Genomic DNA, 13,374 nt, shown 5'->3' with positions numbered 1-13,374 from the left:
CTGGACGCCAACTTCGCATCGACAGACTACGGTGAAATGGGTGGCAGGGGAAGAAGGATTCGAACCTTCGCATGCTGGAATCAAAATCCAGTGCCTTAACCAGCTTGGCGATTCCCCTACGCAACTGACTGCTTGCCGTCATGTTGGCCAGTATTATACCGACTATTTGACGCTAAGCAAAATCTTTTTTGCTACCTACTTTATTCACAGCATCGTGAGCATCGGATGGCGATTCAGCGCTTTGGCCTTCCAGGCGATCCAGACTGGTGGCACATTGCTGAGCACCGCATCCGCTTCTTCCTGACTATCAAACGCACTAAATACGCAAGCACCGGAACCAGTCATCCTGGCCTCACCGTAAGCACCCAGCCATTCTACCGCATCTGCTACCGGCTTGAAAAGACTGCATGCCACTTGCTGTAAATCATTCTTTCCAAACCCGCCCGCATCGTTTCCTTCTGCGAGGCACCTGGAAAAGTCCGCTATTGTGACGGGTTCGGTATTCCTCGTCAAGCCTTCCGCGCAAAAAATTGCGGCGGTCGGTACTTGCACGCCCGGCTCGATCACCACGTACCAGCATGCGGGCGTGACGACGGGCTGCAGCGCCTCGCCCACGCCTTCGGCAAAGGCGTTTTCGCCAAAGAGGAAAAACGGGATATCGGCGCCCAGCGGCAAGCCCAGCGCCATCAACTCCTCGCGGCTCAAGCCCGCCTGCCACAGGCGGTTCAGCGCCATCAGCGCCGTGGCCGCGTCGGATGAACCGCCCCCCAGGCCGCCGCCCATGGGCAGCACCTTGTCGATGGCGATATCGACGCCGCGCGGCAAGGCGCCCGTGCGGCGCAGCACTTCCGCCTGCAGCAATCGGGCGGCGCGGATGATCAGGTCCTGCTCCTGCGGCACGCCAGCGAGCTCCGTCACGCGGACAATCGCCGTGTCGTCGCGCAGCGCGAAGTGCAGGGTGTCGCCATGGTCGAGCAATTGAAACACCGTCTGCAGCAGATGGTAGCCATCGGCGCGGCGGCCGTTGACGTGCAAAAAGAGGTTCAGCTTGGCCGGGGCCGGGCAGTTATTCAAGGTCGTCAGTGTCATGGTGCTGGTGCGGATGGGGCGGGATCGAGCACGATGCGCAGCGACACGGCATCGGCCTGCGCGCTGGTATTGCGTTCGGCATCGATACGCCGCGGTTGGGGCAAGGCGCCCGGTGGATTGTCGCCCGCATTTTGACCTACTTCTTGCCACGACACATAGCGCAAGCGCCAGCCGTCCTTGGTCGTCACGCTGTCGTTGGTCGGCGAAGCGACGAAGCGCTTGCCATCGGCGCCCACGGCATAGCCCTGCAGCCAGTCGCGCAAGCCCGACACGGGCAAGGACCAGCCCAGCATCTGCGCGCTCAGGGCATCGACGTCGGGCGCGCTGCGCGGCGCCTTGCCGCTCTGCGTCAACACGGCCTCGCGCGGCGTGACGACGATCGTCGCCAGGGTGCTGCCCACGGGCGAGTACAGGGTCACGTCCGTGCGCTGCGCCGTCTGCTGCCAGTTGAAATTGACGGTGGCCGATTCGGGCTTGTCGCCCTTCTGGTACACCACGTTCAGGCGGCCCGTCAGCTCGACCTGTTCGCGGTAGGGGGCGACGGTGTCAGCGGATGGCGCGGCGCCGGACGAGAATGGGGAAGTCAGGGTCGAGCAGGCCGAGAGGGACAGGCAGACGAGCGCGAGGGGAAGCAGTTTTTTTAACATGGGTACAAGGAAAAACCAGCGCCATGGCGCTGGTTTTTTATAGTTGAGTTAATCGATACAATCACAAACTGACATTCAGGCGCGCCAGCGTACTTTTCAGCGCGTCGTTTTTCGGGTCCTTGCTTTGCGCAGCGCGCCACAGCTTTTGCGCTTCGGCCTTGTCGCCCTTCTGCCACAGCACTTCGCCCAGGTGGACGGCGATTTCCGGATCGCTGCGCACGGCGTAGGCGCGGCGCAGCGCGTCTTCCGCCGCAACCAGGTTACCCATGCGGAACTGCACCCAGCCCATGCTATCCATGATGAAGGGGTCGCCTGGCGCCATCTGCAAGGCTTTTTCGATCAGCGCGTGGGCTTCCTGCAGGCGGATGCCGCGCTCGGCCAGCGAATAACCGAGCGCGTTGTACGCATGCTGGTTGTCGGGCGCCAGCGCCATCACGCGGCGCAGGCTCGCTTCCATCAAGTCGAGCTTGTCGAGGCGCTCGGCCAGCAAGGCATAGTCGTACAGCAGCTCGGGATTGTCGGGGAAGCGCAGCAGCGCGTTTTCCAGCACCGTGTACGCGCTTTGCACATAGCCGGCGTCGCGCAGGAATTGCGCGTCGACCAGCAGCACCTGCGCCTGGCTGGCGGGATCGTCCGTTTCGATTTCCGTCAGCGCCTTGCGCGCCGCATCGAGATCGCCGCCACGGGCGATCAATTGCGCGCGCCGCAGGCGGGCGTCGAAGTAGCCGGCCGAGGCGCTGTTGTCGACCTTGTCCAGCCAGGCGATGGCGCCGGCCGTGTCGCCGCGCGTCTCGGCGATCTGCGACAGTATCATCAGGGCCTTGAACGGATCGCGCGCGTCGCCTGGCGATTTGTCGAGCACCGCCAGGAAGCGCTTGAAGTACTGTTCCGCGCCCTTGGTGTCTTCCAGCTGCAGCGCCACGATGCCGAGCGCGTACAGGCCACCGACGTTATCGGGCGCGCTTTTCAGCAGCAGCAGGAACTGGTCGCGCCCCCGCTCCAGCTGCTTTTGCTCGACCAGCAGGCGCGCGTACGCTGCCCGCACCTCGATCGCATCGGGATTTTTCTCGAGGAAGGCGGCCAGCACCTTGCCCGCAGCCTCCGGTTCGCCGCTCACCTGCGCCAGGGTCAGCACGGCCAGCTCGGAGTTGGGCTTCATCTGCAAGGCCTTGTTCGCCTCGGCGATGGCGCGTTCCCGCTCGCCGATCGACAGTGCGCCCTGCGCCAGCACCAGGTGCGCCTCGAACATGTCCAGGTAGGGCTGCGCCAGGCGCACCACCATCGAATACGCATACAGCTTGTCATTCGCGCGTGACAGGATCTGCTGCATCTGGAACAGCGCCACGCCGCGCGCGCCCGGCGGCGCATTGGCCAGGCGTTCGGCGAAAATGGGCTCCGCCTCCTCGATCTTGTCCGTCAGGACGACGAAGCCGAGGAAGAACTGCGTCGCCTCGTCGGATGCGGGCGCCAGCTCGCGCCACAGGCGGATGGCCGCCAGCGCCTCGCCGCCCTGCTTGGCCGCCAGCGCCATTTCGGCAGCGCGGCGCGCCAGGCGCGGGTCGCGCGTCTGCTGCGCCGCCACCATCATCGTCACGTACGGCCCTTGCCACTGGCCGCTCTTGAATTCCATTTCCGCGCGGGTCAGCTTGTACAGCAGGTCGCTGCTCAGTTCGACCTTGGGCAGGCTCTCGCCCTTGGCCCCATCCTGCGGGGCGGTCTCCTGCTGCGGCGCAGCCGCAGCAGGGCTTGCCGCGGCATCGGCGGGGGCGACGGGTGTCTGCGCCATGGCATGCGTGGCCATCAGGGCGGACAAGGTTACAATGGCGAAAGCGTTTTTCAAAGGCTGATCCTGGCTAAACGGCAAAGTTTGATTCTACGCCCAACCCGCAGATTGCGTACTTCACGTATGTAACGAAATATATACGCTGGCGTGACGTAGGCACTCCGGGCCAGCCACCGGCCGGCAACACGCCTGTTTTTCATCCGCTTTTTATCCGTTCGAGCCCTATGCCAGAATTGCCAGAAGTCGAAGTTACACGGCGCGGTGTCGCGCCCCATCTCGAAGGCCGCGCCGTGCGCTCCGTCGTGCTGCGCCGCGACGGCCTGCGCTGGCCCTTCCCCCCTGCCCTGGGCGAACAATTGTCCGGCCAGACCATCGGCCTGACGGGACGGCGCGGCAAATACCTGCTGATCCACTTCCGCCACGGCACGCTGATCATCCACCTGGGCATGTCGGGCCATTTGCGCGTGCTGCCGCCCGGCACCGAGGCGCAAAAGCACGACCATTTCGATCTCGTCGTCGAAGATGCGCACGGCGGCAGCCAGGTGCTGCGCATGACCGACCCGCGCCGCTTCGGCGCCGTGCTGTGGCACGACGAGGCCGACGGCCCGCTGGACGGCCACGCGCTGCTGCGCGGCCTGGGCACGGAACCGCTGGAAGGCGGCTTCACGGGCCAACTGCTGTTCGAGAAAACGCGCAACAAGGGCACCAATATCAAGCAGGTGCTGATGGCGGGCGACATCGTCGTCGGCGTGGGCAATATCTATTGTTCCGAAAGCCTGTTCCGCGCGGGGATCAATCCGAAGACGCCGGCCCGGCGCATCGGCCTGGCCCGTTACGAGAAACTGGCGCAGGCCATCCGCGACGTGCTGGCCGAAGCCATCATCCAGGGTGGCAGCACCCTGCGCGACTTCATCGGCGTCAACGGCCAGTCCGGCTACTTCCAGCAGACGTATTTCACGTACAACCGCGCGGGCAAGCCATGCCGCGTGTGCGGCGCGCCTATCCGGCAAATCGTGCAGGGACAGCGTTCCACGTTTTACTGCGTGCATTGCCAGAAATAGCTGTCAAAAACAGCGCATACGCAAAGGAAGCCAGATGGTGAGGGACTTGGAACAATACAGTGCATGGCGCCAGGATGTGCTGGCGGCCCTGCAGGCATACCGGCAAGCGGCCGGCGCGGCGGGCCTGATCGATGGCGCTTCCGCGCTGCGCCTGGCCCGCTGCGTATCGCGCCTGCTCGATGACCGCCTGTCGGTAGCCTTCGTGGCGGAATTTTCGCGCGGCAAATCCGAACTGATCAACGCCATTTTCTTTGCCGACTACGGCCAGCGCATCCTGCCGTCCGGCGCGGGCCGCACCACCATGTGCCCCACCGAACTGCTGTACGACGCGGCATGGCCGCCGTCGATCCGCCTGCTGCCCATCGAGACGCGCGCACACAACCTGTCGACCAGCGACTACCGCGACCTGACCGCCGCCTGGACCGTCCTGCCCCTGAACATCGAGGCGGGAGACGACATGCAGGAAGCCATCCGCCAGGTCAGCCTGACGAAGAAGGTCAGCCTGGAGGAAGCGGCGCGCTACGGCCTGTACGACGCCGACGATGCCGACGCGCCATCCATGGTGGACGACGACGGCCAGGTGGAAATCTCCATGTGGCGGCACGCCATCATCAACTTCCCCCATCCGCTGCTGAAACAGGGCCTGGTGATCCTCGACACGCCGGGCCTGAACGCCATCGGCACGGAGCCGGAACTGACCCTGAACCTGATCCCGAATGCGCACGCGGTGCTGTTCATCCTGGCGGCCGACACGGGCGTCACGCGCAGCGACATCGAGGTATGGCGCAACCATATCGGTGCCGGCGCGGGCCGCCTGGTGGTGCTCAACAAGATCGACAGCATGTGGGACGAATTGCGCGGCGACGTGGAGGTGGCGCTGGCGATCGAACGCCAGCAGGCCAGCGTGGCGCACCTGTTGACGCTGGACGCTGGCCAGGTATTTCCCGTCTCCGCGCAAAAGGCCCTGGTGGGCAAGATCAACCACGACGCGGCGCTGCTGGAAAAGAGCCGCCTGCAGGCGCTGGAGACGGCCCTGTTCGAGGGGCTGATCCCCGCGCGCAAGGACATCATCCGGCGCCAGCTGGCGTTCGACCTGGACGCCATCGAAGCGGCGCAACTGGTGCAGGCGGCGGCGCGCGCACGCGGCATCGCCGAGCAGCTGCACGAGCTGCACAGCCTGCGCGGCAAGAACCAGAGCGTGATCGCGCACATGATGCGGCGCATCGATATCGAGAAGAAGGAATTCGACAGCAGCCTGTTCAAGCTGCAAGCCACGCGCGCCGTGTTTACCCGCCTGTCGACGGAGCTGTACACGAGCCTGGGCATGGAGATCGTGCGCGACGATATCGATGCCGTGCGCACGGCCATGCAGCGCAGCCGTTTTTTCACCGGCCTGCGCGAAGCCATGCGCCAGTATTTCGAACGCATCGGCCAGAACCTGGACCGCTCGGAGGGCAAGACGGCCGAGATCACGGAAATGATGAACGTGATGTACCGAAAATTCGCCACCGAACATGGCCTGGCGCTGGCCTTGCCGATGCCGTTTTCGCTGGCCCGCTACCGCCAGGAGATCGCCGATATCGAAGCGGTCTACCACAAGCAGTTCGGCACGGCGACGCTGCTCACCACCAGCCGCGTCGTGCTGATGGAAAAATTCTTCGACACCATCGCCTCGCGCGTGCGCCGCAGCTTCACCAACGCCAACGACGACGCCAGCGCCTGGCTGAAAGTCATCATGGCGCCGCTCGAGGCGCAGATCGTCGAGTACAAGGAACAGCTGAAACTGCGCTTTGCCTCGATCCAGCGCATCCACGACGCCACGGGCAGCCTGGAACAGAAGATCGCCGGCTTCGAAGCCAGCCTGGCGGCGCTGGAACGCGACAAGGCGCAACTGGCGCAACTGGCCGATGCCCTGCGCTCGGCCAGCGCCGCATGAACCCCACGCACTGAATACAACACTGGAACCCTGCATGAAACGTCTGCTGCATCCGCTCTCGCCCGCCACGGGCGCAACTCAGTTTGAAAACGCGCCTGAAAATTATATCGACCCGACTTTTTCCGCCACCGTCATCGCCTGGCAAAAACAGCATGGCCGGCATGCGCTGCCATGGCAAAACACGCGCGACGCCTACCTGATCTGGCTGTCCGAAATCATGCTGCAGCAAACGCAGGTGACGGCCGTGCTCGGCTACTACGCGCGCTTCCTCGAACGCTTCCCCACCCTGCGCGACCTCGCGGCAGCCCCGGTGGAGGACGTGATGGCGCAGTGGAGCGGCCTCGGTTACTACACGCGGGCGCGCAACCTGCACAAGTGCGCGCAGCGCGTGGTGGCCGAATATGACGGCGTGTTCCCCAGCGACCCGCTGCTACTGGCCGACCTGCCCGGCATCGGCCGCTCGACGGCGGCCGCCATCTCCGCGTTCTCCAGCGGCACGCGCGCGGCCATCATGGACGGCAACGTCAAGCGCGTGTTTGCGCGCACCTTCGGCATCGATGCCTATCCCGGCGAAAAACGCGTCGAGGAAGCCATGTGGCGCCGCGCCGAAGCGCTGCTGCCAGAAACCGGTATCGAAGCCTATACGCAGGGACTGATGGACTTCGGCGCCACCCTGTGCACGCGCAGCAACCCCGATTGCGGGCGCTGCCCGCTGCAGCCGCGCTGCGTGGCCTACGCCACCGGCCGCACCAAGGATCTACCAGTACGCAAACCGAAGAAGGCCAACCCCGAAAAACATGCCGTCATGCTCGTCATCATCGACGACGGCCAGGTGCTGCTGGAGCAGCGACCCGGCTCGGGCATCTGGGGCGGCTTGCTGTCGCTGCCCGAACTCGATGGCCACGTGCTGGCCGATGCAGACGCGCCGCGCGACATCGACCAGCAGGTTCTGGCGCGCGCCGTGGCACCATTCGGCGCCATCGAAACGCAGGAACGGCTGCTGCCCATCGTGCACGTATTCACCCATTACAAGCTGTACATCGTGCCCTGTCGCATCACCCTGGCGCGGCGCCTGGCGCTGGCCGGGGAGGCGACGCACGTCTGGTACGACGGCGCGAAGATCGCCGACGCGCCGCTGCCCGCACCCATCAAGAAACTGCTGCTGGAGCTGTTCGGCGATGCGCGCGCGGCACAGCGCAGCATGTTCTAGTGCGGCGTTTTTTACTGTTCGCGCTGACGGCGCTGTGTTTGCACGGCGCTCAAGCGGCTGACGCGCTGCCGCAGGTACCAGAGGTGAGAATAGGCGTGCTGGCCTACAAGGGCGGCGACGCCGTGCAGCAGGACTGGTCATACGTGACGCGCCACCTGCAGGCCAGCATCCCCGGCATCCGTTTCATCCTGGCCGACTATGACCAGGCGGGATTGACGCGCGCCGTGCAATCGCAGGCCATCGCCTTTGCCATCACCAGCAGCGGCCACTACGTGGCGCTGGAACACAGCGATGGCGCCAGCCGCATCGCCACGCTCGAATCGCCATGGACGGACTCGCCGCGCCAGGCGATCGGCTCGGCCATCGTCGTGCGCAATGCATCGCCGCTGCACGACCTGGCCGACCTGGCGGGCAAGAACGTGATGGCGGTGGCGCCCGACGCGTTTGGCGGCTATCAGATCGCCGCGCGCGAATTGCTCGAGGCTGGCCTCGATCCCACGCACGATTTTGCCAGCCTGCGCTACAGCGGTTTTCCCTCGCAGCAGATCGTCGAAGCCGTGCGTGCGGGCCACATGGATGCCGGCATCGTGCGCACCTGTTTGCTGGAACAGATGGTGGCGCGCGGCGAAGTACGGGCGGACGAACTGCGCGTCATCACCACGCGCCCGATTCCCGGTTTTCGCTGCGCCACTTCATCGCGCCTGTATCCGGACTGGCCCTTCGTCGCCCTGCGCCAGACGCCACCCGCGCTGGCAAAAAAAGTGGCACTGGCCCTGCTGGCCATGCCGCGCACGGCCGACGGTTACAGCTGGACGGTACCCAGCGACTACCAGATCGTCGATGAACTGTTCCGCGAACTGCGCATCGGCCCCTACGCCTACCTGAACAAGCTGACGTTCGAGACGGCGCTGCGCCGCTACTGGGGCTGGATGCTGCTGGCACTGGCCTTGCTGGTGGCCTGGGCCGTGCATACGGTGCGCGTGGAATACCTGGTCAGCCGGCGCACGGAGCAATTGCGCGCGGCCCAGCACCAGCAGCGCGCGCTGGAAGAACAGGCGCGCCAGCGCCAGGCCACGCTCGACCACACGGCACGCCTGGCCATCCTGGGCGAGATGGCCAGCGCCATCGCGCATGAATTGAACCAGCCGCTGGCGGCCATCGGCAATTTCGCGCGCGGCATGGCGCGCCGCATCACGGCGGGCCGGCTCGACGCGGCGCCGCTGCTCGACGGCGCGCAGGAAATCGCCACGCAAAGCGAACGCGCGGGCGCCATCATCCGGCACATCCGCGCGATGGCGCAAAAGCGTCCCGCGCACAGCACGGCCTTCGCCCTGGCCGACGCCGTGGAGCAGGCGGTATCGCTGTTCCGCGCGGCCCATCCGCAAGCGAACATCAGCTGGCGCCACGAGGCGGTCAGCGCCGCACCGCGCGTGCTGGCCGACCCGCAGCAAGTGCAGCAGGTGCTGCTCAATTTATTGAAAAATGCGCTCGACGCGCAGGTGGAAAACGACCATCCGCAGCACCCGATCGGCGTGCTGCTGCACCGCGAAAATGGCGCCTGCACGGTGGCCGTGCGCGACGCCGGTTGCGGCCTGCAGGCGGCGCAGATGGCACGCCTGTTCGAACCCTTCTTTACCACCAAGGCCGAGGGCCTGGGGCTGGGTATGTCGCTCAGCAAAAGCATCATCGAATCGTTCGGCGGCAGCCTGTCGGCCCATGCCAACGCCGACGCGCCGGGCTTGACGGTCTGGTTCCGCCTGCCCGAAGATATCCATATGGAAGTAGACAAGGAAACACCATGAACGAAAGCGATGCGATCATCTTTGTCGTCGACGACGACGCCGCCATGCGCCGCTCGCTGGCCTATCTGTTCGATTCGGCCGGCTGGCAAGTGCAGACGTTTGAATCGGCGCGCGCTTTCCTGCAGCGCTACGATGGCCATGTGCCGGGCTGTTTGCTGCTCGACGTGCGCATGCCTTTGATGAGCGGGCTGGAACTGCAGCAGGAGTTGAATAACAAGACCGGGCACGCCATCTCGCTGCCCGTGATTTTCCTCAGCGGCCACGGCGACCTGGCCATGGCCGTGCAGACGATGAAGGCGGGCGCCTGCGACTTCCTGGAAAAGCCGTGCAAGGACCAGGTGCTGCTCGATGCCGTCAGCCGGGCCGTGGCCCGCAGCGTGGAAGAAAGCCGCAGCGCCGCCAGCGCGAATACGGCGCAATCGGCGCTGGCCAGGCTCACCGCGCGCGAGCGCGAAGTGGCGCTGCTGATGGCCGAAGGCAAGGCGTCGAAAGTCATCGCCCGCGAACTCGGTATCAGCGACAAGACGGTGCAGGTACACCGCCATAACACGATGGAAAAACTGGGCCTGCATTCAGCAGCCGAGGTGGCCCGGCTGCTGATGGCGGGTGGAGAAATCTAGGCCCGCACGATACGGGCAGGAAGCCCTTGCCGCACCGACGTGCCCGAGACGGGATCGACAAACACGTTCTTGTCGCCACGGCTCGGGTCCGTCAGCCCCAGATCGTTCAGGTTGATGCCCGCGCCGATGGCCGGCTCGTCGGGCTGGCGCGACTTGCCGATGCGGTGGGCACGCGCGCCGTGCTCCTTGTGGCCGAAACCGTGTTCGACGGCGATCACGCCCCGTTGCACGCCATGGCGCAGCATCACCGTGGCCCTGGCCCTGCCGCCCGGCGTTTCCAGATAAATCTGGTCGCCATTCTCCAGCTTCAGGCGCGCCGCATCGTCAGGATGCACGGCGACGGGGTTGTCCGGATGGATGCCGCGCAAGCGCCGCGCACCGATGCTGTACGAGTTCTGCAGCGCCGATTTAAAACTGATCAACTCGAACGGCCATTCGCTGGCAGGGTAGGTTTTGCGCACGGGCGTGCCGTCGGCAAACGCCGCCACCCTCCAGGCGGGCGTGCCGGGAAAGCGCTTGCCGCTCAAGCTGTTCTTGCTCACGCCCAGGCCCTCGTTGTACAGCATCATCGGTTTCAGGTAACGGTGCGTGGACCAGTCCTGCGGGTACGGCGTCTCATCAAGCACCGGAACGGGTGCTGCCGGCGCCTTGGCATTCGCCGGTGGCGGCAGGCGCAGGCCAAACATCTCGCCATAGCTCTGGTAGCGCCCTCCCCGCGCCAGCATGAAGGCCACCTTGCGCCACTCTTCCGGCTTCAGGGTGCGCTCCAGTTCGGGGCGGATGCGCGCCACGCCGGACAGCGCGATGTCGTCGTCGCTCGCCTCCGGCACGGCCGTCTTGCCCTGCCAGGCGATGTTGGCGCCGCCGCGCAGATACCAGTCTTCCGCGCGCTGCAGGGGGAAGCGCTGGCCCTCCATGTCTTGCAGGGCCTCCGGACCGAAACCGGGCAAGGCCATCGTTTTCGCCAGCGCGATGAAGAACGATTCCATGCAGATGGTCTGGCCATCCGGCGTTTTTTGCACGCGCGGTTCGACCACGGGCCAGCGCGCCGTGCTCATTTTGACGGGCATGCCGCCCCAGGCGCCGGCCCAGCCCCAGCTTTCATACAGCAAGGTATCGGGCAGCAGGTAGTCGGCAAACGCCGAGCTTTCATTGATGAAGGGATCGATGGCGACGATCAGGGGAATCTTCTGCGGATCGGCCAGCTCCTTGCCGATCTGCGCGCGCAAGCCCGTGATGCCGTAGACGGGATTGCAGCTCCACAGTATCAGCGCCTTCAAGGTGTAGGGATAGCCGTTCATGGCGCTGGTGAGCCATTCGGTCGCCAGCGCGGGCGCGTTCGGATACCACGGTGCCTTGGCCGGATACGCCTTGCCCGCTTCCTTCTTCAGCTTGAATTCCGAGGTTTTTTCATACGGCACATTGCGCCCGATCGGCATACCGGCCGCCTTGATCTCGCCGTCGAAACTCTCGAGGTTGTAGCGCGGCCCAGGTCCCGCATCCTTGAAGCTGCCGCCGTTGACGAGGGTGCCGCCCTTGCGGTTCAAATTGCCGATCAGGGTATTGAGCATGACCAGCGCATACGCGTTGTAAAAACCCGCGCCCGACATCATGCCGCCGTGCGCATTGACGGCCGCGCGCTTGCCATGGCTGGTCAGTTCCCGCGCCAGGCCTTCGATGATGTCAAGCGGGATGCCGCAGGCGCTGGAATAGTCATCCATGCTGTGGCGCTGCGCTTCCTCGTTGAGCATCGTCATGGCCGTCTTCAGGTGCAGCGGCGCACCGGCCACCTCCTGCGGGCCGTCGAAGAACAGGCGCGCCTCGCCCTTGGCCGCATTGTGCGGCACGATCGCTTGCGTGGCCGCGTCGATCACGCAGAACGCGTCGCCATCCTTGTAGCGCTCCTCTTCGGCCAGCTCCACCGCGCCGATGTCCGACGCGCGCAGGTAGCGGCCATCGCGCGGGTGGCCCTTCTCGCTGATGATCAGATGCGTAGCATTGCACCAGGCGGCTTCGCCCGCTGCTTCCGCCACCTTCAGGTTAGGCTGCACGAGGAAGTTGCGGTCATAGCGTTCGTGCTCGATGATCCAGCGTATCATCGCCATGGCCAGCGCGCCATCGGTGCCCGGTTTGATCGGCACCCAGCGGCTGCGGTCGCCCGCCGCCAGGCTGTCCGCGTTCGTCAGCACGGGGTCGACGACGACGTAGCTGAACTCGCGCTTGCCCGAGCGGGCCTTGGCGATCAGCGTGCCCTGGCGCTTGAACGGATTGCCCGCATTGCCCGGCGCCGTGCCGACGAAGATGCAGAACTCCGTGTTTTCCAGGTCCACTTTCGCGTGCGGCATTTTCTTCATGTCGCCGAACATGGCGCCCGAGCCACTGCGGTAGGCGCCGCCGCAATACGAGCCGTGGTTGACCAGGTTCAAACTGCCGTACGACTGCTTGAAAAAGCGCGTGCCGAACGCCAGGCGGCCATCGTCGGTGCTGCACATCAGGCCCACCTGATTGACTTGCGGGCCCAGCTCCGGCTGCGCCGGATCGATCGGTTTTTCCAGCTCGCGCAAGGCGCGCAGTCCCTGTACATGGCCTTCGCCAAACAGGTCGCCGCCTTCCGTCACTTCCTTGACCAGCTGATCGAAGGCGATCGGCTCCCACTGGCCGCCGCCGCGCGGGCCCACGCGTTTCATGGGCGCCAGCACGCGAAAAGGCGACTCCATCTGCTCCAGCACGCCGTTGCCGCGGCCGCAAGCGGTCGAGCGCCCTTTCAAGCCCTTTTCCTGGAAGCGCGACAGCGACACAAAACTGTCGCGTATCGAGGTTTGATAGGGCAGCGCCGGGTCGGCCGACATGGGGCTGTAGGGATTGCCCGCCACGCGCAGCACCTTGCCGCTTTTTTTATCCAGGCGCACGCGCACGCCGCAGAACGTGGTGCAGCCCATGCACATGGTGTAGCTGACCTGCTGGTCCGGGTTGACGGTCAGCTTGCCCGTGGCCGTGTCGACGGAAAACTCGGGCGCCAGCGAATTGCCGTGCAAGCGCTGTACGGGTTTGTCCTTGCCCAGCGCGTGGTCGACCATGCGGCCGGCCGTGGTGGAAAAGCTGGCGGCAAACGCGGCCAGCCCGCCGCCGATGGCGCCGTAGCGCAGCAGCTTGCGGCGTTTTTCTTTTTCGTCTTCAGGGACGTCGTTGCGGTCGTCGTTATTTGTGTGTTCGTTCATTTTTGACT

9 protein-coding genes and 1 tRNA gene are annotated in these 13,374 nt (G+C 65.1%); 5 read left to right on the top strand and 5 right to left on the bottom strand.

The features are described from left to right. Positions 1-41: 41 nt before the first annotated feature. The 4 genes from AC3RCJ_RS03865 to AC3RCJ_RS03850 form a co-directional block, all read right to left on the bottom strand. Positions 42-118: transfer RNA gene (locus tag AC3RCJ_RS03865), tRNA-Gln, on the bottom strand. Between the two features lie 86 nt (positions 119-204). Then, on the bottom strand, positions 205-1,089 hold the full coding sequence (gene ispE / locus AC3RCJ_RS03860) for a 4-(cytidine 5'-diphospho)-2-C-methyl-D-erythritol kinase (protein WP_492956856.1): 885 nt from the start codon (positions 1,087-1,089) through the stop codon (positions 205-207). Further along, a complete protein-coding gene (locus AC3RCJ_RS03855; protein ID WP_492956857.1) occupies positions 1,086-1,736 on the bottom strand; it encodes an outer membrane lipoprotein LolB in 651 nt (216 codons plus the stop codon). The genes ispE and AC3RCJ_RS03855 overlap by 4 nt, the downstream gene beginning before the upstream one ends. Positions 1,737-1,797: 61 nt before the next feature. After that, complete coding sequence (locus tag AC3RCJ_RS03850; RefSeq protein ID WP_492956858.1) at positions 1,798-3,576, bottom strand: tetratricopeptide repeat protein; 1,779 nt, start codon at positions 3,574-3,576, stop codon at positions 1,798-1,800. A 167-nt stretch (positions 3,577-3,743) separates the two neighbouring features. Between AC3RCJ_RS03850 and mutM the strand changes: the two genes are divergently transcribed. From mutM to AC3RCJ_RS03825, 5 genes are read left to right on the top strand one after another with little or no spacing between them, the layout of a single operon-like run. Then, positions 3,744-4,580, top strand: coding sequence for a bifunctional DNA-formamidopyrimidine glycosylase/DNA-(apurinic or apyrimidinic site) lyase (gene mutM, locus AC3RCJ_RS03845; RefSeq protein WP_492956859.1), 837 nt, complete (start codon positions 3,744-3,746; stop codon positions 4,578-4,580). Positions 4,581-4,614: 34 nt separating this feature from the next. Next, positions 4,615-6,516, top strand: a complete 1,902-nt coding sequence (locus AC3RCJ_RS03840; RefSeq protein WP_492956860.1) for a dynamin family protein — start codon at positions 4,615-4,617, stop codon at positions 6,514-6,516. Between the two features lie 34 nt (positions 6,517-6,550). Then, the gene (gene mutY, locus AC3RCJ_RS03835; protein ID WP_492956861.1) at positions 6,551-7,726 is read left to right on the top strand and encodes an A/G-specific adenine glycosylase; all 1,176 of its coding nucleotides are present in this window, start codon (positions 6,551-6,553) and stop codon (positions 7,724-7,726) included. After that, positions 7,726-9,528, top strand: coding sequence for a sensor histidine kinase (locus AC3RCJ_RS03830; protein ID WP_492956862.1), 1,803 nt, complete (start codon positions 7,726-7,728; stop codon positions 9,526-9,528). The genes mutY and AC3RCJ_RS03830 overlap by 1 nt, the downstream gene beginning before the upstream one ends. Further along, complete coding sequence (locus AC3RCJ_RS03825; RefSeq protein ID WP_492956863.1) at positions 9,525-10,148, top strand: response regulator transcription factor; 624 nt, start codon at positions 9,525-9,527, stop codon at positions 10,146-10,148. The genes AC3RCJ_RS03830 and AC3RCJ_RS03825 overlap by 4 nt, the downstream gene beginning before the upstream one ends. On the opposite strand, the gene AC3RCJ_RS03820 is transcribed toward AC3RCJ_RS03825, so the two are convergent. Further along, on the bottom strand, positions 10,145-13,366 hold the full coding sequence (locus tag AC3RCJ_RS03820; RefSeq protein WP_492956864.1) for a molybdopterin dinucleotide binding domain-containing protein: 3,222 nt from the start codon (positions 13,364-13,366) through the stop codon (positions 10,145-10,147). The two genes, AC3RCJ_RS03825 and AC3RCJ_RS03820, sit on opposite strands and share 4 nt — an antisense overlap. Between the last annotated feature and the right edge of the window lie 8 nt (positions 13,367-13,374).

The organism is Janthinobacterium sp. GW822-FHT07H11 (assembly GCF_058798615.1).
Note: the sequence above shows the minus strand (reverse complement) of the source record. Positions and strands in the feature narration are given on the sequence as shown.

Bases quoted from the DNA above. Each gene is read 5' to 3' on its own strand.
- ispE (WP_492956856.1), bottom strand. From the start codon at position 1,089: ATGACACTGACGACCTTGAATAACTGCCCGGCCCCGGCCAAGCTGAAC.
- AC3RCJ_RS03855 (WP_492956857.1), bottom strand. From the start codon at position 1,736: ATGTTAAAAAAACTGCTTCCCCTCGCGCTCGTCTGCCTGTCCCTCTCG.
- mutM (WP_492956859.1), top strand. From the start codon at position 3,744: ATGCCAGAATTGCCAGAAGTCGAAGTTACACGGCGCGGTGTCGCGCCC.
- AC3RCJ_RS03840 (WP_492956860.1), top strand. From the start codon at position 4,615: ATGGTGAGGGACTTGGAACAATACAGTGCATGGCGCCAGGATGTGCTG.
- mutY (WP_492956861.1), top strand. From the start codon at position 6,551: ATGAAACGTCTGCTGCATCCGCTCTCGCCCGCCACGGGCGCAACTCAG.
- AC3RCJ_RS03825 (WP_492956863.1), top strand. From the start codon at position 9,525: ATGAACGAAAGCGATGCGATCATCTTTGTCGTCGACGACGACGCCGCC.
- AC3RCJ_RS03820 (WP_492956864.1), bottom strand. From the start codon at position 13,366: ATGAACGAACACACAAATAACGACGACCGCAACGACGTCCCTGAAGAC.